The organism is Cytophagia bacterium CHB2 (assembly GCA_030263535.1).
Taxonomy (GTDB): domain Bacteria; phylum Zhuqueibacterota; class Zhuqueibacteria; order Zhuqueibacterales; family Zhuqueibacteraceae; genus Coneutiohabitans.
The window spans coordinates 1-20,456 of record SZPB01000077.1 but is presented as its reverse complement, the minus strand read 5'-3'; the positions used below and the strand labels follow the sequence as shown (position 1 = coordinate 20,456).

Here is a 20,456-nt window from a genome sequence, read left to right as displayed (position 1 = left end):
AGTCTTGACATCGCCGCGTTGATCGATGTCGCGCGATTCAGCGAAACCACCCGCCGGGTGCGCCAATTTGTGCTTGCCCGCCGCGAGAAATATCCGGAACTTTTCAAAAGCGCACAACAGTTGACCAGCCTGCAAGAACACGAACGCGCGCTCGAAAACGCCCTGCATTTTACCGAAGGCACAGTGAAAGATTCCGCCAGCCCGGTGCTGGCGCGCTTGCGTAAAGACATCACCCGCGCGCTTGCCGAAGTGCGCGAACGCCTGGAACGTATTGCGAAAAAACTCGCGGCGCAGGAGATGCTGCGCGAGCAAATGATTACCTTGCGCGAAGGCCGTCTTGTGCTGATGCTGAAAGACGAATATCGCCGCAGCGTTCCCGGACTGGTACACGATCACTCCGCCAGCGGCCGCACGGTTTTTCTCGAACCGATGGAATCGGTGGAAATCAACAATCGCGTGCGCGAGCTGCAAAGCGCCGAACGCGAGGAAATCGAGCGTATTTTAATGATGCTCTCTGAACGGTTACGGCAGGTTTTACCGGCGCTCGAAACCAATCACACGATCATGATCGCGCTTGACGTGATTCATGCCAAGGCCAAATTCTCGCGCGAGTTGGGCGCGTCTGCGCCGCAAGTCCAGCCGGAGGCCAAACTCAAACTGCTCGAGGCGCGCCATCCGCTGTTGCTGCTGAAGAACGAGAACCGCGGTAAAGTTATCCCGCTGAATTTGGAGCTGGGTTTCACCGCGCCCGCCGCGCCGCAACCCCTGCACACGCTGCTCATCAGCGGCCCTAATGCCGGCGGCAAAACCGTGGCGCTTAAAACCGTGGGCCTGCTCGCGCTGATGACGCGCTGCGGTTTGCATATTCCCGCTTCGCCTGACAGCGAAGTGCCGTTGTTCGAAAATATTTTCGTCAACATTGGCGACCGCCAGTCGATTGAAGACGATCTTTCGACCTTCACCTCGCACGCCAAGCGGCTTGTTGAAATTCTGCGTCATGCGCAAACCGGCGACCTCGTGCTCGTCGATGAAATCGGCGCGGGCACTGATCCCGAAGCGGGCGCTGCGCTGGCTGTCGCAATTTTGCAGGAATTGAATGCGCGTAGATGCCTGACGATCGTGACCACGCATCATGGCGCATTGAAGACGTTTGCGCAAAATGAGCCGGGCGTGAGCAATGGCTCGATGGCGTTTGATCAAGAGACGCTCACGCCGACGTATCACTTTCGGCCCGGTTTGCCGGGCGCGAGTTATGCCTTCGAGATTGCCGCGCGCATGGGCATGGCGCGTCCGGTGATTGAGGCTGCGCGCAACCTGGTGGGCGTGGAGAAAGTCAATGTCGAAGAATTGCTCAATGAGCTGCAAAACAAGCTGGCACAGCAGCAGCAGATCAACGAGAAACTCCAACTCGAAGAAACGCGCTTGCGCGGTTTGCAAAAATTGTATGAAGAGCGCGAGCGGCAGTTGAAGGCGCAGGTGCAGGAGATCAAAAAGAAGGCGCACGCCGAAGCCGAAGCGCTGCTGCAAAATGCCAATGCCATCATCGAAAATGCCGTGCGCGAGATTCGCGAAACAAACGCCGCGCGCGAGGCCATCAAATCTGCCAAAGAAAATCTGGCTGCGGTGCGTGAACACGTCGAGCGGGAAACGCGCGCCGCGGAGTTGCCCGCGCCGGCTGCCGAAGAGCCGGCCATATCCAAATTTGAAATCGGCATGCCGGTGAAATGGCTGAAACAAAATGCCCGGGCCACCGTGCTGGAATTGCCGGATTCCACCAACAAAGTCTTGATTGCCGCCGGCGTGTTGCGCGCGCGTGTGCCGGCAGCAGAATTGCGCGCGGTTACCGAGAACACAAAAACCGAAGCCGGCTCGCTTCCGCAAGCAAGTGTGCACGAGGCTGCGCGCCACGCGGAAATCGATCTGCGCGGGATGCGGGTCGAAGAAGCTCTGGCCATGGTTGACAAGTTTTTGGATGATGCCTTGCTTGCGGGTTGGAATGAAGTCCGGCTGATTCACGGCAAAGGCACGGGCGCGCTGCGGCAGAGTATTACCGAATATCTCAAAACCTTGCCGCATGTGAAAAGCGCGCGCATGGGCCAGTTCGGCGAAGGCGATATTGGCGTGACCGTCGTGGAACTGGCGTAAGAGAAAGCGGATCATCCGTCGGAATTGTGTGAATCATGAATACCACCAACGAACAACTCCTGCAAATCGCCGGTGAGGCCGCAGATATTGCGGGGCAGATTTTGCTTGCGCGCTGGCGCGACCGGCTGGCGCTGCAAATTGATCACAAAGCAGAAGCCGATTTCGTTACCGAAGTGGATCGAAAATCCGAGCAGGCGATTGTGGCGCACATTCTTCAACATTTCCCGCAGCATAAAATCTTTGCAGAAGAAGGCGGCAAATCGGGCTTTGCTGCCGCGGAGATCGAATGGATTATCGACCCGCTCGACGGCACGTCCAACTATATTCACGGCGTGCCGTGTTTCGCCGTTTCAATTGCCGCGCGGCAAGCCGGTGAAATAGTCGCGGGCGTCGTGTTCGATCCTCTGCGCCAGGAAAAATTCACCGCAATGCGCGGCGCAGGCGCTTTTCGTAACGGAAGAAAATTACAGGTTTCCAGCAGCACGCGCTTGCAAGATTGCTTGATCGCCACCGGTTTTCCGTTCCGCGACAAGCGACTTGTTCCGCCGTATTTACGCATGTTCAATGCGTTTTTCGAACAGGCGCGGGACTTGCGCCGCATGGGCGCGGCAAGCCTTGATCTGGCCTACGTCGCTGCCGGCGTCTTTGACGGCTTTTGGGAATATATTTTGAATCCCTGGGATTTTGCCGCGGGTGTGTTGTTGATTGAAGAAGCGGGCGGCAAAGTGAGTGGTTTCACGTCACATGAAAATTTTTGGGAAACCGGAAATGTCGTGGCCAGCAACGGCAGGGTGCATGAGTTGATGCAGCGTATTGTCGCAGAGAATGGCGGCAGGTATTGATCTTTTAATCGTTGCGAGCGTACGTTCACATTCATTTGCCGGAATATTTTTATTTGTCATTCAGTAGGGAGCTTGTGAAGTACCCGGGCTAGTGGACTGTCACCTTAATTTGTAGAAGTACCCGCTCGAAATGTCAGATGAATCTTGTGAAGTACTCGGCATAATGCCTGCAACTTCACCAGTCCCCTTCTGGATGACATACAGTGTGGGATATACTTTTCAAGGTAACAGCACACCAGGCTCACATGATCCCTGCCATGACACGGTGAAGAAGGGCGCTGTTTTCAGTAGCATGTTCGCAATTCTGCCGGTTGAAATTGTTTGCGCCGTGAATTTGTTGATTTGGATGTTCATCAAAAATGATCGCCCCTTACCGCATTGTCGGCCGCATCAAAGGCCTGCTTTTTGTCGCCGCCCTCGTGATTATCGTTACGTTGCTGTGGCACACGCAAAACATCGTCAACGGCCTGCGGCAAGAGGCGCGTAACATTATTTTGTTTTACGCGCAGTTGCATGCGCGCGTGGTGAATGATCCCGGCGACAGCGATCTCAATTTCATTTTTGATGTGATCATCAATCGCACGGATTTTCCCATCATTCTCGCAGCGCCGGACGGCGAGCCAATCGGATGGGAGGGCATCGACGTGCCGCAAGATTCCATCTACTCTGAAACCAGCCGCCGGCAGGTACGCGAAATCATGGCCGCGATGAAACGCGAAGTCGATCCCGTGCCCATCACCTATCAAGATCAAGTCAGCGGCAAAGTCGATACGCTCAATTATCTTTATTATGGCGATTCCCGGCTCATTCAACAATTGCAGCGCCTGCCGTTCATTGCCCTCAGTGTGATCGGCTTGTTTATTCTCGTCGGCTTTCTTGGGTTCAACAGCATTCGTCGCGGTGAGCAGCAATTTATCTGGGTGGGCATGTCGAAGGAAACCGCGCACCAGCTCGGCACCCCGATTTCCTCGCTGCTGGGTTGGATCGAGTTGCTCAAAAGCCAGATCACGGCCAACGGCGGTCACGATACCATCAAGGAAATGGAACGCGATGTCGAGCGTTTGAACAAGGTGGCTTCGCGTTTCTCGCAAATCGGATCGCGCGCCGACTTGAAAGAACAGGATCTCGCGGCGATTGTGGAAGATGTGGTCAAATACTTCCGCAACCGTTTGCCGCAGATGCGGCGCGCCGTAAAGATCGAGATTAAAAAAGAAGCGTTGCCGCCAGTACCGTTGAATCGCGATTTGTTCGAATGGGTGCTGGAAAATTTAATCAAGAACGCCATCGACGCCATTGAGAATGATCACGGCGAAATTACGATTTTCCTGCATGCGACCACGCACAAGCGCAAACACGCGCTCATCGATATCAGCGACAACGGCAAGGGCATCGAGCCTGCCGACCGCAAAAACATTTTTCGCCCGGGATTCAGCACCAAAAAACGCGGCTGGGGCTTGGGCTTGAGCCTGGCCAAACGCATCGTGGAAGAATACCATCGCGGCAAGCTTTTCGTCAAGGAATCGCGCGTCGGCGAGGGCACGACTATGCGAATTATGCTATGATTTTCGCGGCGTTCAGCAATAAACAAGGCTGTCGAGCGATGGCCAACATCACGAATCGCGCATGATTCCGCCATAAACAAGGCGTGACTGAGCATTATAAAACCTGAATGTAAATTCTCAAGCAAACCAACGTAGAATTTTGGCGATGACAAACTCCCAATCTTCCCTTCAAAAAACGGCGCCTCGCTGGCGCATTTGGCTGCGGCGCATACTCATGACCCTGGGAATTCTGATTATCGTAGTGATCTTCTTTGTCATTCCCTTTGGGCTTTCGTGGTTGCTCACCCACGCAAAATCGCGCCCGCTCAAATATGAAGTCGTGGCCACGCCGGAAGATTTTGGGGTTGCCTATCAAACCGTCAAATTCACGGCAAGCGACGGCACCCCGCTCAGCGGCTGGTGGTTGCCGGCAGATTCTTCTTCCGCTGTTCTGATTTATTGTCACGGTTTGTTTCGTTCAAAGCTTGAGATGGTCGAGCGCGCCTGCCATTTTCGCAAGCTCGGCTATGCCGGCCTGGTGCTGGATTTTCGGCGGCATGGCGACAGCGGCGGCGAGCTGTGCAGCATGGGTTATCTCGAACGCCTTGACGTTTTGGCTGCCATCAATTTCGTGCGCGATAGCCTGCAGATCAAAAAGCCGATTGTTGCGTTTGCCGTTTCCATGGGCACGGCTGCCAGCATGCTCGCCGCGGCAGAATCACCGGAGATTGCCGGGTTGATTCTCGATAGCTGTTTCCTTTCGTTTGAAAATACTATCGCGCATCATGCCAAGCTGTTTTTCGGTTTGCCGCGTTTTCCACTGGCGGATGAAATCATCCTCTTCACGCGCATGCTGGTGGGTTTTGATAACGAAGATTTTGACATGCTGATCGCGCTCGATAAGATCGGCGACCGGCCGCTGCTGTTTATCGCGGGCGACAAGGACGAGCGCATGCCGCTGGCGATACAGCAACAGCTTTACGATCACGCCAAAAGCACACGCAAAAAATTTGTACAGGTCGCCGGCGCGCGTCACGGCGCTGCTTTTCGTACTGATCAGGCACTGTATGAAAAAGAAGTTCTAGATTTTCTTGCCGCGCATTTTGGGCAAAACACGCCGGGGGCTGCTGCTCAAGCTTCACTCGAGGCGACAAGCAGATAGGGAAGGATTTCACGGGAGATTGCGGGGCTACGCCAATTAGCTCTTCAAGGTTAGAATAAAATTCTGAAAGTGTTTCGCCCACTGAAATGAAATCCCACTGAAAAGGCTTTTTCTTTCTGTGGCAGTTCCAGTTCTGTGGACGAAGTTTTCAAAGCTGCTCGAAACACCTCGATTTTCAGCTTGTCTGAAAATCGGTGTAGGCATTTATATGATGAATGATTAGCGCCGGTGACGTTGAAGTTTTGCAACAGATCTCCGAAGCCGAGGTTGCTCTCCATTTTTCCCTCGAATCAATTGAACCTCTTTCATCATTTGCCAGATAGCGGCTATGCGCGTTTCCGCATCATTTCGGCAAACTTACGATGATATGTTCGCGCGATCGCACGGGAGGCGATAAACATCTTGACTCAAGCAGGCGGCTTATCTATATTGCTTTCCGAAATTGCAGCAGCAATAGGTGTTGTAACAATTTTGACATAAATTCACCTCTCTTACCGATACGTGGAACGTTGTGAAGCCGATGAATCGTGAAAATGGTGCGCCTCGCCCCAGCATGAAAAACTCGCTGTGGGGCAACATCTTCAAACGCAAAAACAATTCCGAAGAAGATATTCTGAGCACGCTGCGGCAAGTGCCGTTATTCGCCAACATGACCGACGGCGAGCTGCGCGAATTCGAAAAGCTTATTCATCAACGCCAATTCAAGGCCGGCGAAACGATTTTCTGGGAGGGCGAGCCGGGCGTGGGCATGTACATCATTCAACGCGGCGCGGTGACGATTTGCAAGCACAGCCGCAACGAGGTGCGTGAAACGTTGGTGGTGTTGCACGACGGCGAATTTTTTGGCGAACTTGCCCTGCTCGACGAAAGCCCGCGTTCCGCCTCCGCGATTGCCGAAGCGCCCTCGCAAATCATCGGTTTGTTTCGCCCGGATTTGTTCGGCCTGCTCGAACGCAAGCCGCGCCTCGGAAACAAATTCCTCTTCCAATTGGCGCTCATCATCGGCGAACGACTGAAGCAAACCAATTCCGAAATCCAAAATCTGCGCGCTCAGCTTGACCGGTCGGATGTAATCGTATGACGCCGGCGAAAGATGCTGCAAAAATCGCGCGGGAGCCGATCTTCCGGCCGCAGCGGCCGCAACCTCCCAAAACTGCGCCAGTGTTATCCGGTCTGCCGCCGGTCGACACCAAGATGGTGCTGGTGGTGGATCGCAAGCTGTTGCGCCGCATTTTTCATTGGGGTGTGGCGCTGGCTTTTTTTGCCGGTTTGATCTGGCTGTTGCCGCGCGTGACGCCCGTCCTGTCCATGCTGGCCACAGCGTTGCTGCTCACGGCTGTGCTGGATCCCCTCGTCACGTTTCTTGAGAATCGCGATGTGCCCCGCCTGACCGGCATCCTCTCTGTTTTCGTTTTGTTGATTTTACTCAGCGTCATTCTGGTGCGCATTCTGGCGCCGGTGATTTCTCAGGAAATTGCGTCGCTCGGCGCGGCCACGGATGCGCAAGCCTCGGTGGAAATCATCGACCGCCTTAAAACCGATCTTGCGGACAAGATTCCGTTGTTGCGCATCCCGGCCATCGACGAGAAGCTGGGTCTGCAATTGCAAGGCATGCTCACCCATTTCATGCAGAATGCATTCGATTTTATGCTCGGCCTGTTCTCTGCCGCGCCCAACGCCGTGTTGGTGGCTTTCATGGTTTTCTTTCTGCTTAAAGACGGTCGCCGCCTCAAGAAAGTATTGATCGCCGGCGTTCCCAATCGTTACTTCGAGATGGCGCTGCTCATCCTCCATAAAATGACCGAACAACTAAGCCGCTATTTGCAAGGCCAGATGGTGGTGGCTGCCGCGGTTGCGGCGCTGTCGATTCTCGCGCTCTATCTCTTGCAAGTGCCGTATTTTTTCTTCATCGGCATACTCGCGGGCATTGCGAACATCATTCCGTATTTCGGCCCGATCGTAGGCGCCGTGCCGGCGATTGCCATCGCGCTGATTCACACTGGCTCATTCAATCTCGTGCTGGCCATTGTTATCGCGTTCGCGGCGATTCAATTGATCGAGAATATTTTCATATCGCCATATGTCACGACGCGCAGCGTGGAGCTGCATCCGCTCGCCATTATCGTCGTCATATTGATCGGCGGCAGCTTGCTGGGCATGTGGGGCATGCTGCTGGCCGTGCCGGTGGCGAGTATTATGAAGGTGACGGTGCAACTCATTGTGTGGGGTGTGAAGAATTATCGGCTGAGTGAGTGAAGTTAGGTTATATTGATCAACGATCAAGGTAGACGATGGTTCCTTCTATACTCAGTACTATTGTCATCGAGGCCGTCTTTGAGTTGCTGGGCAGTGTTACGACTGCGGCGCTCACCAATGCAACCAAAAAACTTTTGCAGAAATTGCGGACTTCAAAAGGCCAATTGCAAGAAGATTTTAACCAAGCCTTATCCGTTACCATGTCGCGTCTTGAAAAGGAATATGACGCACATGTTCGACTATTTCAGTTTCTGAATTGTATCGGCCAACATTACACTTCTCCCGAAGCTCATGAGCTTTTTACAGAGGCAGCGAGTGCTTATCTGTTCCGGAACTATTGGAGTCGCAACCATCTACCTGAGTTACTTGACAGATTTGCCCAGAACTGTACTTTACCGAGCTCAGACTATCGTTGGCAACAAGCAGATGAGGATTTTTCTGAGTTTTTTCGTCATCTCGAAATGGAACTTGCGCAAAGCAGCCAAGATTGGCGAGAATTACTCAGTTATCAACGCTTGCGAGAGATTTCGTCTGCAACATTTAATCTTTCCAGCGACACTTCACAAATCGTTAAGCATTTAGAAGTTTTAGTAGCCGCCCTTGCTCCCCCGCCTCCAAATATTAACACCCTGCGGAACATTTACCTGAATCATCTTCTGAATCGTTTTGGTGAAATAGACTTTCGGGGCATAGCCCAGATAAAAAATATTGTAAAACTACCATTACGTAACATTTTTGTACCTCTTTCCGGCATGTTAGACACTGAAGAAAACGCAATCCAAAAGTTACAAGAATTTGAAAAAATGGAGGATATAGAGGGGTTGGCGCGTATTCAAATTGAAAAACAAAAACGTATTCTTCTACACCAATTGGTGCGTGAAAATCCTTATCTTGTAATACTTGGAGATCCCGGCTCAGGCAAAAGCACAACATTAAAATACATTTCACTTCTTTTTGCGACGAATGAGTCAGAAAGCTATATTGGCTTAGGATCCCAGTATTTGCCCATTTTCTTGCCAATCTCAGCCTATGCCCAAGCGCTTACCCGGCACAATATGATAACATTGCAATCTTTTATACCGAAGTATTATCAAGAACGCCATAGCCTTCCTGATCTTAGCATACTCTTCAACCATGCCTTCGAGAACAGTTATGCACTCGTTTTGCTTGATGGCCTTGATGAAGTTCAAAATTGGGAAATCCGATTGGCGATTTTAAGGCAAGTAGAGAATGACATGCTCAAGAGTTATCCTCTCAATCGTTTTATTTTTACTTCACGCCTAGCTGGCTATGATCGTGCTAGACTCGGACCCCCTTTCCGCCATTGTACGGTATTACCTTTTAATGATGATGAGGTGTGCCGTTTTGTCCATCAATGGAGCTTAGCATTTGAAATGGCTGGGGTTAATAAAGAAGCTGATATCCAACTACAAGCCCGGCAGTACTCTGATAGTTTAATTGAAACTATTTTTGCTATGCCAGAAGTTAAACGTCTTGCCGTTAATCCATTGATGATTACAATTCTCGCACTGATTCATCATCAAAACGTTCGTTTACCAGAGCGTCGAGTGGATTTGTATAAACTTTGTGTACAAGCACTGGCTGAAACTTGGAATAAAATACGTTCAGAAAATGCAATTGGTTGCCCATTGGATTTGTACTTAGGCAATCAACGTATTGATGAACGTTTGGTTGTCGAAATACTTGGGCCGGTGGCCTTATGGATGCATGAAACAACCTCTGGTGGATTAGTTGACCGCAGTGATCTACGCGATCAAATAGCGAAGTACTTACCTTTGGAAAACAACAATCTCATTAGTCGTAAACACGCCGCAGATGATTTTTTGAGGATTATGGTTGAAAGTTGTGGATTGCTGCAGGAAAAAGGTGAAAATCTCTTTGGCTTTTTACATCTAACATTTGAAGAATATTTAGCGGGTCGTGCCTTAATGGAAAGTGAAAGCATAGATCGCGATACTTGGTTGCAAAAAAATGGAAATCGTGAGAATTGGAAAGAAGTCATACGGTTAGCAGTTGGGGGCGCATATAGTCGAGATGCGTCAAATATGCTTGAAAAAATTCTAACCATGCCAGAGTGCAATCGTGCTGGCTATCAGGCTCTTCTTGCCGGCGAATGCCTTCTGGATTTAAATTTCCAAGTTAAGGCAAAGCAAAAAGTCTTACAAAGCTTGCTCGCAATATTTGACGCAAAAGAGGTTGGTGCAAACTATCGGGTTAAGGCAGGAGAAATCCTTAATCGCCTTGGAGATCCTCGGAATTTAGATGAACTCATTGAAATACCGGGTGGAGAATCTCTGATAGGCATTACTGAAAGTGAATTAATATGGATTGAACAAAAATATGGTACGCATTCCCGTAAATTATTTGAAAACGCCTTGCCACAACATGTCATTGATGTGCCTTCATTTTTTGTTAGCAAATACCCGGTGACTCATCGACTTTTTCGTGATTTCGTTACAAGTGGCGGCTACCATGAGATCAGATGGTGGGGTTTTTCTACGGAAGCAGAAAGATTTCGCAGAAGTTTAAAAGAAAAGCATCCTGTTTCTCGACTTGATCCTCGCTGGAACGTTGATAACTTACCCGTACTAGGGGTGAGTTGGTATGAGGCTGTGGCATTCTGTAATTGGCTTACATACAAATGGCGTAACGAGGGAAAGCTGGATCAAAACGAATATGTTCGGTTACCAACAGAAGCAGAATGGGAAAAAGCTGCAAGTTGGAGTTGGTATAAACAAATCAAGCTTTTCTTTCCCTGGGGCAATGAATATGATGATATGTTGATTAATTTTGAAAGAATGGTCGAGCGTAACCTGCCGGTTGGTGCTTATCCAGATGATAGCCCCTACGGTGTGCGAGACATGGTTAACAATATTTGGGAATGGTGTCAAAGCGAATATCGAGAGTATCCCTATCACTTTGATTATCGAGAAAATCTGTCAGGGCAAAAATTTCGCATATTGCGCGGTGGCGTATGGAGTCTTTATCCTGTTAATACCGCATGCGCAATCCGTTACTTTGAGGGGGCTGATATGCGAGACAGCGCTTTTGGGTTTCGTTATGTAAAAAATTCAAAGTGATTGACTTTATTTGTCCTTTCTTTTAAGGACGATTCAAACTTAGAAAAAGATTTTAACTTTTTTTTCAACGGATTGAAGAACCCAACCGATAAAATCTCAACCGTTGGGTTTTTCAATCCGTTGAAAAATTTGGGGACTACCCGAAGGGCCAAGTTTTTAGCTTGTCTGAAAGACTTGTTTGGGCCATTGCAAGTGAAATCTTTGCTTTTTCAACAAAGGATTCGAAATCAAACGTTCAAATTCAAAGCAAAATTTGGATTTTGTGTTTCGAATTTTCGGTGTCCGGCTTATGTCGTTTCGGAAGAGTCTTCTTGAGCATGCGTCAAAATATAAAAATAATGAGAATAGCCAGTGCGAGACAAGATTCCTGCGGAATGACGAGGTCCAGGCGATACAATTTCAAATGGCTGAACTCGTGCGCGGCAGTTTTCGTTTTGTTCCTTTTTTTCAACTGCGCCAAAACCGGTTCGCCCCCGGGCGGGCCGGTGGATGACATTCCCCCCCGGATTCTCAGCACCGCTCCCGAATCGGATGCCACGCGTGTCAGCCGCGCTACCCGGCTCTCGTTTACCTTCAGTGAACCTCTCAATCGCAAAAGTTTTGAAGACGCGATCTTCATTACTCCCAACCCCGCGCGCTCCGAAGAAGATGCGGAATTGCAATTCAAGTGGCGCGGCAAAACGGTGGATGTCATTTTACCGGATTCTCTGCGCGAACAGCGCACGTATGTCGTAACCGTTGGCACCGGCGTACGCGACCGGCACGGCGTCAACATGAAAGAATCGTTTGCGCTGGCATTTTCCACCGGCGACACGCTCGATCGCGGCGAAATCAAGGGCCGCATTTTCGATGATAAAGCCGCAGGCCTGTTGGTGATGGCTTATATTCTGACGGAGGGACAGGAGCCCAACCCCGCCAAAACAGCGGCAGATTACTACACGCAGGTGGGCGAGGCAAAAACTTTTTCACTGTCCTATCTTGCGCCCGGGCGTTACCGCGTATTTGCTCTGCAAGATCGCGACGGCGACCGGTTGTACACGCGCGGCGACGAGTTGATTGGCATCGCGACCAACGATGTTATCATTGATCAAAATTATCGCAACAATCTGGCGCTGCGCTTTCGATTGATGCAAGAAGACACACTTGCGCCCGCGCTCTCAGCCGTGACCGCCATTTCAGCCAATCAAGTCGAATGGCGTTTTGACGAGGCGGTGTCGCCGCATTCCTCCAAATGGATGAATCGTTTGAAGATTTTTGAGAAAGAAACACAGCAGCCGTTGCCGGTGTTTGCGGCGTATCCACATCCGCTCAACGGCGCGCAAATCCTTGCTCTCACAGCGCCGATGCAAGCCATGCCTTATTTCGCAACAGCGGATTCGCTTCTTGATGACGCCGGTCTCATGATTGATTCCGCACGTGGCGCGATAGATTTTGAGGGCGCGGCGCAACCGGACACGATTCGCCCGCGTCTCGTCAAGATTTCAATTGCCGATAGCACGCGCGATCTTAGTCTCGATGCGCCGATCGTTCTGTTTTTTTCGGAAATGATGAAAACCGACAGCGCCTTTTCTCCATTAGTCGTGCAAGACACCAGCGGGGCGCGTGCCGCTGGCGCTGCCGAGTGGGTGAATCCACTGCAATTTCGCTTTTCGCCGCAACCGAACTGGAAAAGCCGTTGCCGCTATGAGATTAAAATCAATGCTGACTCGCTGTTTGACTGGAACGGCAATGCGCTGTTTGATACGACCAGGCAAATCACCTTTTGGACGTTGAACGCGGATACGCTGGCCTCGATCAGCGGCGCGATTGCAGACGCGGATTCAACGGCCAGCGGCCTTATTCATCTCAAAGCCCGGCAGTTTGACAGCAAGATCGAATACAGCACCACGGCAAGCGCGCCGGGCGGATATTCGTTTCCCGGCATTTTGCCCGGGCTGTATGAGATCAGCGGCTTCCGCGATGCGAATCATAACGGCCGCTTCGATGCCGGCATGCCGTTTCCCTTCGCGCCGGCGGAACGCTATCATGTTTGGCCCGATACAATAAAAGTGCGCTCACGCTGGCCGAACGAAGGAAACGATTTGGTGTTGCCGTGACCGGGTGTTTGTAGCTAAAATGCATTGGCAGGTGTGTGTTTCACATGTTCTTCGGGCCGTCTTGTGAGCAAGCGATGCGGCAATTGCAATGTGGTTTATCTAAAGAAAGGCAGACATGGTTCATTTTTATTATGCTGGTGACTCCCGCATGCGCTGTGAAGATGTGTCAATTGTAACGTTGGCGCAAAAAATAGAAACCCCGTTCTATCTCTACAGCCGTCGCACCTACCGCGAAAATTTCCACGAGATTGATGCGGCGTTTGGTGCGCAGCGCCATTGCATTTGTTATGCCCTGAAGGCGAATTCGAATCCCGATATTTTGCGCGATTTTGCCGCGTGGGGTGCGGGCGCAGATGTCGTCTCCGCCGGCGAATTGCAGCTTGCGCTCAAGGCCGGTATTCCTGCCAGCCGCATTGTCTTTGCAGGCGTCGGCAAACGCGACGACGAAATTCTCGCGGGTCTGCAGGCGGGCATTCGCGGCTTCAATGTCGAATCCGACGCTGAGCTGGCGGTGATTAACGACATCGCGCGCCAGCAAAATTGTGTTGCACCGGTGGCCTTGCGCATAAATCCGAACATTGACATTCACGGCCACCCGTATATTTCCACGGGCCGGCAGGCGGATAAATTCGGCATCGAATTGCCGCGCGCGCAAGCATTACTAACCGAGATCAAAAATATTTCCCATGTTCGTCTCGCGGGCTTGCACATGCACATCGGCTCGCAAATCGTTGAAACCGCTTCTTTCGCAAGCGTCGGCAAAGTCATGGCTGAACTTGCGGCGCAAGCCATCGCGCTGGGGCATCGCCTGGATTATCTCGATCTCGGCGGCGGCCTGGGCGTGATTTATGAAAATGCTTTGCGCCTTGCTCCGAACACCGAGCCGGCGGCGGGTTTGGCGCTTTCGCCGGCGGAAGTCGCGCGACTATTAATGGCGCCGCTCAAAGATTTTGACAGCGAGATCTTATTCGAGCCGGGCCGCGCGCTCGTGGCCTCCAGCAGCGCGTTGATTACACGCGTGTTGTATACCAAGGAAGCGCAGGGCAAGAAATTTGTAATCGTCGATGCCGGTATGTCGGATTTGATCCGGCCGAGTTTGTATCAAGCGCATCACCAAATCGCGCCGGTAGATTTGATGCCGGGCAAGATGCAAACCTACGATGTCGTCGGCCCGATTTGCGAATCCGGAGATTTTTTGGGGAAGGACAGGATGTTGCCGCTGATGCGGCGCGGAGATCTGCTGGCGGTGATGACGGCGGGCGCTTACGGTTTTTCACTCAGTTCGAACTACAATGCGCGCCCGCGCCCCGCGGAAGTGATTGTTGACGGCGATGAAATACATGTTTCGCGCCCGCGGCAAAAGCTCGAGACGATTTGGGAAGCTTGAACAAAGCGTGTGAATCGTTTAACCGCCAACGAACTCCCGCCATAAACCGATTTGATTTTATGCGGGAGTTTGTTTTTGCAGACAAACACGCTTGGTGCGATATTGTTTCTTTCGCGCGGCGGGCTACAACAGAAAAAATCATTCTCTCGGCGGCGGAACGCCGTCATCCCCGGGTCCGATAACGCGCGCGGTGGTGAAGCCCTTTTCATGAACCTGTTTTAGGGTGCGGCGCGCACGCCCGCGCGTGGCATACACCCCAACGCAGACACGCCATTCGTCGCCATATAAATAAACCATATTATTGATGCGTTGCATGCGCAGTTGAAAGGAGAGATGGTCGGCGTCGAGCTGGTTGTCAAAGGCATTGACCAGCACGGAATAGCCGTGCTCGCCGAGCGGGCTTTTCGGCGGTTCAATGTCATCCGGCAAGGGTTCGCGCGGCCGGCCAGGCTGGCTGGGTATTGTTGGCTCAGGCCCGCCCACCGAGACGCCATCGCGCACGGAGGGGGGATTTTGTCCGCGTTCCGTGCAGGCAACTAGAAAAATCAAACTAACCACCAACCCAACTTTCAAAAAAGTGGATTTTGCAAAGCAAGATGTTGAAATCATACTGATCCTATCGCTGTTTGGATTCGCGGCATGGGGCGTCCTTGTCTCCCGGTTTGCGAACCCGCGCTTTTTCATAGCCAAACTCATTGATCAAAACATTACGCATTTTTTCCGCCGGGCCTTGTTCCCAGTAGCGTCCCACCGATACGACCCAACAGCCATTGCTCTGCGGATAACAATAATTGTGAATGCGCTGCTCGCGCAGCTTTTGCGAGCGCCCCAGTGCTCTTACTTCGCTGTCAAAAACGCCGACGATGACGGTATATTCATCTGGTCCGGGCAGGCCTTGTGTGTAAACAGGTTGCTGACATCCAACACCGGAGGGCGGCTGCGGCGGGCAGTCCTTGCACGGGTCGGCGGGGGGGGCATGGGGAGGAGGATCGGTCACACATATACATGAGTTGCCAAAACCAACAAGCAACGCAATCATCAATACGGCAAAAAGCGGCTTAGAATTCATGTCCTTCCGGCTCGATGATTTCCCAAATCCCTTTGATTTAACGGAATTTAATTAAAAATTCACCCGTACGCAATATCATTCTCGGTTTACGCCTTGTTTTTTGCGCTTGTCACACGACACAATAGTTGACATTGCATGTGCGTCTGCCTATTTTGTGTCATGTCTGTGGCTCCGTTGACGTCGATCATCATTCCGACCTACAATCGCGCTGCTTTTTTGCGAGAAGCAATCGCTTCCGTATTGGCGCAAAGCGCGCGCGATTTTGAGTTATTGATCGTTGACGATGGCTCGACCGACGACACCGCGAAAATGTGTGCGGCGTTTGGCGGACAAATTCACTACATTTCTCAGGCGCATCGCGGCGTGTCTGCCGCACGCAATCATGGCATCCGGCTGGCGCGCGGCCGCCTCATCACCTTTCTGGATTCGGATGATTTGTGGACGCCGCACAAACTCGCGCAGCAGCTCGCGTGGATGCAACAGCATTCCGGCATGCTGCTGTGTTACACCAACGAAATCTGGATTCGCCACGGGCGGCGGGTAAATCAGAAGTTGATTCACCGCAAATACGGCGGCTGGATTTATCCGTATTGCCTGCCGCGGTGCATCATCAGCCCCTCCTCCGTGTTGATGCGCCGCGAGTTATTCGAAGAGATTGGCGTATTCGATGAGAATCTGCCGGTTTGTGAGGATTATGATTTATGGCTGCGGGTCGCCGCGCGCGTCGAAGTCGGTTTTATCGACGAACCATTGATCATTAAACGCGGCGGGCACGGCGACCAACTCTCACAAAGCGAGTGGGGGAGCGACCGTTATCGCGTTGCCGCTTTGTTGAAAATGCTGGCGGACGATCGGCTGAACGGCGAATGGCGCAAAGCAACGCTTGCAATGTTGTCGCAAAAATGCCAAATTCTGTCCCAGGGTTTTGCCAAGCGCAGCAAACTGGCTGAAGCGGCATATTATGAAGAATTGCGCAGGCGGCATTCCTGATACCTATTTTAGCTAAATGTTGGAATCTTTGATCAAGGCGACGAGGCGCAACATGATCCAAATTCGTGAAATCTTGATTCCCACCGATTTTGCCGAACCGCCAAGCGCGGCGCTCGGGCATGCCGCGATGCTTGCCGAGCGTTTCGATGCGCGGCTCACGATGTTGCACGTGTTGACGGAAAAGACCGCCGCGGCGCAGCCGAAATTTCCCGAGCTGGATCCGGAGCGTGACGAGCTGGAAGAATTCGCCGAAGGTGAGATCACCGAACGCTTCGGTCTCGCGCCGTTGCAGCGTTTGCGCGTGCGCCGCGAGTTGCGCCAAAACGCGCATCCCGGCGAAGAGATAATCCGTTTTGCCGCCGATCATCACATCGACTTGATCGTTGCCGGCACGCACGGCCGCAGTGGCCTGAGCCATTTAATTATGGGCAGCATTGCAGAAGATTTGATGCGTGATGCCGGTTGCCCGGTGCTGGTGGCGCGCACACCGACAGCTGAGGCGGTCGAGGTGATGCCGTATCTCAAGATTCTTGCGCCGGTGGATTTCTCGCCGGATAGCGCCAAAGCCCTGCGTTATGCCGTTGCCCTGGCGCATTTATTCGACGCGCATTTGCAGGTTTTGCATGTGATTGATGTGCCGGTGTATCCCGCGCATTATACCATCAATATCGATCTCGCCGAACAATTCAATCAAGATTTTACGGCGCAGTCGCATCAAGAAATGGAGCGTTTGCTGGGCGAATTCGAGTCGCGGCCGCGCCGTTATCAAACACACGTGCTCACCGGACGGCCGTATCACGAGATCGTCACCTTTGCGGATGCCAATGAAATTGATTTGATCGTGATGGGAACACGCGGCCTGAGCCGGCTGCAGGATTTCTTTCTTGGCGGCAATACCGCCCGCGTCATCCGGCACGCGCCCTGTCCCGTGCTGGCGGTGAAATTGCACGAACGGGATGTTGTGCAATGAATAAAATAATTCATCTCGTAGGTGGTTATTTTAAGAAGGCATTCTTCCGTGGGACATCCCGCAGGGCGTTTGTGAAGCTTTGCGCTCAGCCCCCGGCTTTTTCAGATTTTCTGGCAATCTTTTCATCGGCAAACAAAAACCGTAGCATCTGATAAAGGAGATGATCATGCAATACGGCACTGTCAAAAAATGGGATCCCGCCAAAGGCTTTGGCTTCATTACCAGCGATGACGATGAGGATTTGTTCGTGCACGCGAATGATTTGGACGCGGGCGTGCCCGGCCGCCAGCTCAAGCCCGGCCAACGCGTCGGATTTGATGTTCAGCGTGAAATGAAGGGTGATCGCGCCGTGCGTGTGCGGCTGATGAGATAAGATTTTTGCCTGACCACCCTGGAAAAAATGCGCCGGTCTGAAAATACTCCTGACCGACGTTGATTGAGATGGAGGGAACTCTTGAGCCGTTAAGGCAACCGCCAGGCCATTGCAGGAGCATTATGCCCCCAATACGGTGTTTTGAACGGACATGAATCAGCGTTAAGTGCGCCGATTCATGTCCTTTTCATTTGGGCGCGCGCGTTTCAATGAAGCATCTTGCATCGTCGAGCTGCCCAACGACGGGTTTCGCATTCGGCGATTACGGCGGTAAAAATCAATCCAGAGCCACGCCAACAGCCCACCGAGCAGCAAACAGCCGAGCGCGAGAATCAACAGCGCTTGTGTCGTCATATTGCCTCAATTCAAATTTGCGCGCAAACGTTCCACGGCCTGCCGCGCGAGCGAGTAATCCGGCCGCACCGCCAGCGCGCGTTCATAACACACCAGCGCCAGCGGCCAAAGCAATTTGCGTTCGTAAATCAAGCCGAGATTGGCATGAGGAAATTCGCGATTTTCATAGCGCAGCGCGTCCACGGCGCTTTTGAGCCACGGAATAGCGTCGTCAATCTGGCCTTTTTCGATAAGATACACGCCAATGTCGTTGTAGGGATTGCCGAAGTCGGGATCGAGTTTGATTGCGCGCCGGCATTCAGCAATTGCCTCATCCAGGCGCCCCATCATGCTGTAGGTCCAGCCGAGAAACGTGTGCGCCTCGGCCGTTGGCTCGATTTCAAGCGATCTTTTGTAGTGCGCGATGGCTTGCTCCAAGTTGCCGCGCATTTGCATTTGATAGGCCATGCGAAAAAATCGCAAGGCCTCGTCTCTCAGTCGTTCCATAGGTTGAAATCGAAATAAAAATTCGGAATCGGTTCGGCGCACAGGGCGTGTAATGCGTCTTCGACATATGCGCGTCGACGCATGCCCAGCAATACCGCGTGCAGACCCTCGCTTTGCAGGAGCACGCGCAAGGCTTTCTGTGATAAAGCCGGCGTCGTTGCCAATGCGGGCGCGAGATGGTCGAGCTGCACCGCAATTTTTTCTGACGCTTCGGCAACGCTCGCGCTGTGTTGCTGCGCCAGCGTCGTGAGCACGGCGTGCAGCGCCGAACGAAACTCTGCCTCCCACCTTTGCCAAAGCGCCGCATTGTTACTCAGATGGCGCAAATAATCTAACGCACGCTCGCTTTGCGGTTCGATCAAGTACTGTCGAACGTAATCCCAATGCGCCCAATTGCGAAACGCATGCAAACCGCCGGCGAGCTGCGCGGCATAATCGAATATGTGATCATGATTTTGCAGGCGATGGGTGAATTCAAGCTCGGGACAAATGCGTGCGGCAAAGTCGCGTTCGACCGCGGCAAGTTGTTGCGGGAAAATTTCTTCCGCTTGTTGTGATGAAATGGTCTCAAAGGAAGCCAGGCGCGTCATGCTGCCGCTGCGCATCGCGTTTAGCGGGCGATTCGCCAGTGTTGCGAGATTTTGGGCGCGCGCAAATTCCAACACCGTTTGTGCGCCCGCGTTTAGATTGCGCTCGCGCATGGCCCCGGTTTCAAAAAGATTGAAGGGAAACTGCACCACGCCAAAATGCGGCGCGAGGCGGGCGGCAATATTCCAAACACGTTCCAGCGAAGTAAATTCCGGATGCGAGGCGGGATGCGGGAGGGTGTTGGAGGAAATGCCGTACCATGAAATTTTACCGCTCTCGACCTGTGTCTCCAAAAATGCGAAAGCTGCGGCCAGTCGGCGATAGTATTCGTCTTTTGCGGCGTTCAGCTCGGCGTGTTGTTTGACGGTGTGCGACAAAAAATACTCGGGATTGTGCAGCAGCAAAACGGCGAGCCGGTCAAGTTGCAGCCGCTCCAGGCTGCGGTCGAGCTGGTCCGCCAGAAAGTCAGGATGCAGGCAATGCCAGCAATTGTCCATATATTTGACCATTTCTGGAAACGGGCGGCCCTCGCGCTCGCGTTGCTGCGCCAGCGCGAGATTCTTGCCCTGCACGTATCCGGCTTTCGAGACGATAACGACTTCGGCGCGGCGAACTTCGCCGGTGGCGATCAACTCTTGCAGAACCTGGCCAACCAGACTCTCGGATTCGCCGTCGCCATAATTCGTCGACGTGTCGATCAAGTTAATTCCGTTGCGCAGGGCGAAGGCAAGCGCTTCGGCATGCGCCGGCGTTACGGCGTCAATGCGGTAACATCCAAAACCGAGGCGGCTAACCTGCCAGCCGGCGCGGCCAAACAAGCACGTCGCATGCTTCGGCAGGCCCATGCGGGTGTGATAAATTTTGGTATCTTGTGGAGTGGCGTGGGGCATGAATGCACTGGCAACCGAGAAGCGAACCTCATCATCAGATATTGTTCACAGTCAAAAAATCCGAAATCCGTGCATTTCAGTATAAATCAGCGGCAAAAAGGCCATTTCTGAAAAGCGAACTTTGCAGATGCCGCGGCGAGTTCACCGCAGCAATAGCAGTTTTTTGCTGGCGGCGGCTTGCGGTGTCTTGATGACATACACATAAA

17 protein-coding genes are annotated in these 20,456 nt (G+C 52.4%); 12 read left to right on the top strand and 5 right to left on the bottom strand.

Features of this window, described 5'->3' with window-relative positions; all coding sequences use genetic code 11:
• From FBQ85_09955 to lysA, 9 genes are all read left to right on the top strand, one after another.
• On the top strand, positions 1–2,145 hold a 2,145-nt coding region (locus tag FBQ85_09955; protein ID MDL1875471.1), incomplete at its 5' end, for an endonuclease MutS2.
• Between the two features lie 35 nt (positions 2,146–2,180).
• Positions 2,181–2,987 (top strand): inositol monophosphatase, encoded by an 807-nt coding sequence (locus FBQ85_09950; protein ID MDL1875470.1) that lies wholly within the window; start codon positions 2,181–2,183, stop codon positions 2,985–2,987.
• A gap of 359 nt (positions 2,988–3,346) precedes the next feature.
• Entirely contained in the window at positions 3,347–4,549 is a 1,203-nt protein-coding gene (locus FBQ85_09945; GenBank protein ID MDL1875469.1) for a GHKL domain-containing protein, read from the top strand.
• Between the two features lie 145 nt (positions 4,550–4,694).
• On the top strand, positions 4,695–5,690 hold the full coding sequence (locus FBQ85_09940; GenBank protein ID MDL1875468.1) for an alpha/beta hydrolase: 996 nt from the start codon (positions 4,695–4,697) through the stop codon (positions 5,688–5,690).
• Positions 5,691–6,201: 511 nt separating this feature from the next.
• Positions 6,202–6,771, top strand: a complete 570-nt coding sequence (locus FBQ85_09935; GenBank protein ID MDL1875467.1) for a cyclic nucleotide-binding domain-containing protein — start codon at positions 6,202–6,204, stop codon at positions 6,769–6,771.
• Positions 6,768–7,946: an AI-2E family transporter gene (locus FBQ85_09930; protein ID MDL1875466.1), complete on the top strand. Its 1,179-nt coding sequence runs from the start codon at positions 6,768–6,770 to the stop codon at positions 7,944–7,946. The genes FBQ85_09935 and FBQ85_09930 overlap by 4 nt, the downstream gene beginning before the upstream one ends.
• 35 nt (positions 7,947–7,981) lie before the next feature.
• Complete coding sequence (locus tag FBQ85_09925; GenBank protein ID MDL1875465.1) at positions 7,982–11,047, top strand: hypothetical protein; 3,066 nt, start codon at positions 7,982–7,984, stop codon at positions 11,045–11,047.
• 317 nt (positions 11,048–11,364) lie between these two features.
• Complete coding sequence (locus FBQ85_09920; protein ID MDL1875464.1) at positions 11,365–13,143, top strand: hypothetical protein; 1,779 nt, start codon at positions 11,365–11,367, stop codon at positions 13,141–13,143.
• A 115-nt stretch (positions 13,144–13,258) separates the two neighbouring features.
• Positions 13,259–14,530 carry a diaminopimelate decarboxylase gene (gene lysA / locus FBQ85_09915; protein ID MDL1875463.1) on the top strand — a complete coding sequence of 424 codons (1,272 nt, stop codon included), beginning with the start codon at positions 13,259–13,261 and terminating at the stop codon, positions 14,528–14,530.
• Positions 14,531–14,668: 138 nt separating this feature from the next.
• Here the strand turns inward: lysA and FBQ85_09910 are convergent, their stop codons facing one another.
• Positions 14,669–15,139: a hypothetical protein gene (locus tag FBQ85_09910; protein MDL1875462.1), complete on the bottom strand. Its 471-nt coding sequence runs from the start codon at positions 15,137–15,139 to the stop codon at positions 14,669–14,671.
• A 7-nt stretch (positions 15,140–15,146) separates the two neighbouring features.
• Positions 15,147–15,599, bottom strand: coding sequence for a hypothetical protein (locus FBQ85_09905; protein MDL1875461.1), 453 nt, complete (start codon positions 15,597–15,599; stop codon positions 15,147–15,149).
• A 159-nt stretch (positions 15,600–15,758) separates the two neighbouring features.
• Here FBQ85_09905 and FBQ85_09900 point away from each other — a divergent pair, with 159 nt between their 5' ends.
• From FBQ85_09900 to FBQ85_09890, 3 genes are all read left to right on the top strand, one after another.
• A complete protein-coding gene (locus FBQ85_09900; protein ID MDL1875460.1) occupies positions 15,759–16,589 on the top strand; it encodes a glycosyltransferase in 831 nt (276 codons plus the stop codon).
• Positions 16,590–16,605: 16 nt separating this feature from the next.
• Positions 16,606–17,559, top strand: coding sequence for a universal stress protein (locus FBQ85_09895; protein MDL1875459.1), 954 nt, complete (start codon positions 16,606–16,608; stop codon positions 17,557–17,559).
• 166 nt (positions 17,560–17,725) lie between these two features.
• Positions 17,726–17,932: a cold shock domain-containing protein gene (locus tag FBQ85_09890; protein ID MDL1875458.1), complete on the top strand. Its 207-nt coding sequence runs from the start codon at positions 17,726–17,728 to the stop codon at positions 17,930–17,932.
• Positions 17,933–18,094: 162 nt separating this feature from the next.
• Here FBQ85_09890 and FBQ85_09885 read toward each other — a convergent pair whose 3' ends face one another.
• From FBQ85_09885 to FBQ85_09875, 3 genes are read right to left on the bottom strand one after another with little or no spacing between them, the layout of a single operon-like run.
• Positions 18,095–18,286 carry a hypothetical protein gene (locus FBQ85_09885; protein MDL1875457.1) on the bottom strand — a complete coding sequence of 64 codons (192 nt, stop codon included), beginning with the start codon at positions 18,284–18,286 and terminating at the stop codon, positions 18,095–18,097.
• 6 nt (positions 18,287–18,292) lie between these two features.
• On the bottom strand, positions 18,293–18,772 hold the full coding sequence (locus FBQ85_09880; GenBank protein MDL1875456.1) for a tetratricopeptide repeat protein: 480 nt from the start codon (positions 18,770–18,772) through the stop codon (positions 18,293–18,295).
• Entirely contained in the window at positions 18,760–20,250 is a 1,491-nt protein-coding gene (locus tag FBQ85_09875) for an aldo/keto reductase (GenBank protein MDL1875455.1), read from the bottom strand. Before FBQ85_09875 ends, FBQ85_09880 begins: the two co-directional genes overlap by 13 nt.
• Positions 20,251–20,456 lie beyond the last annotated feature (206 nt).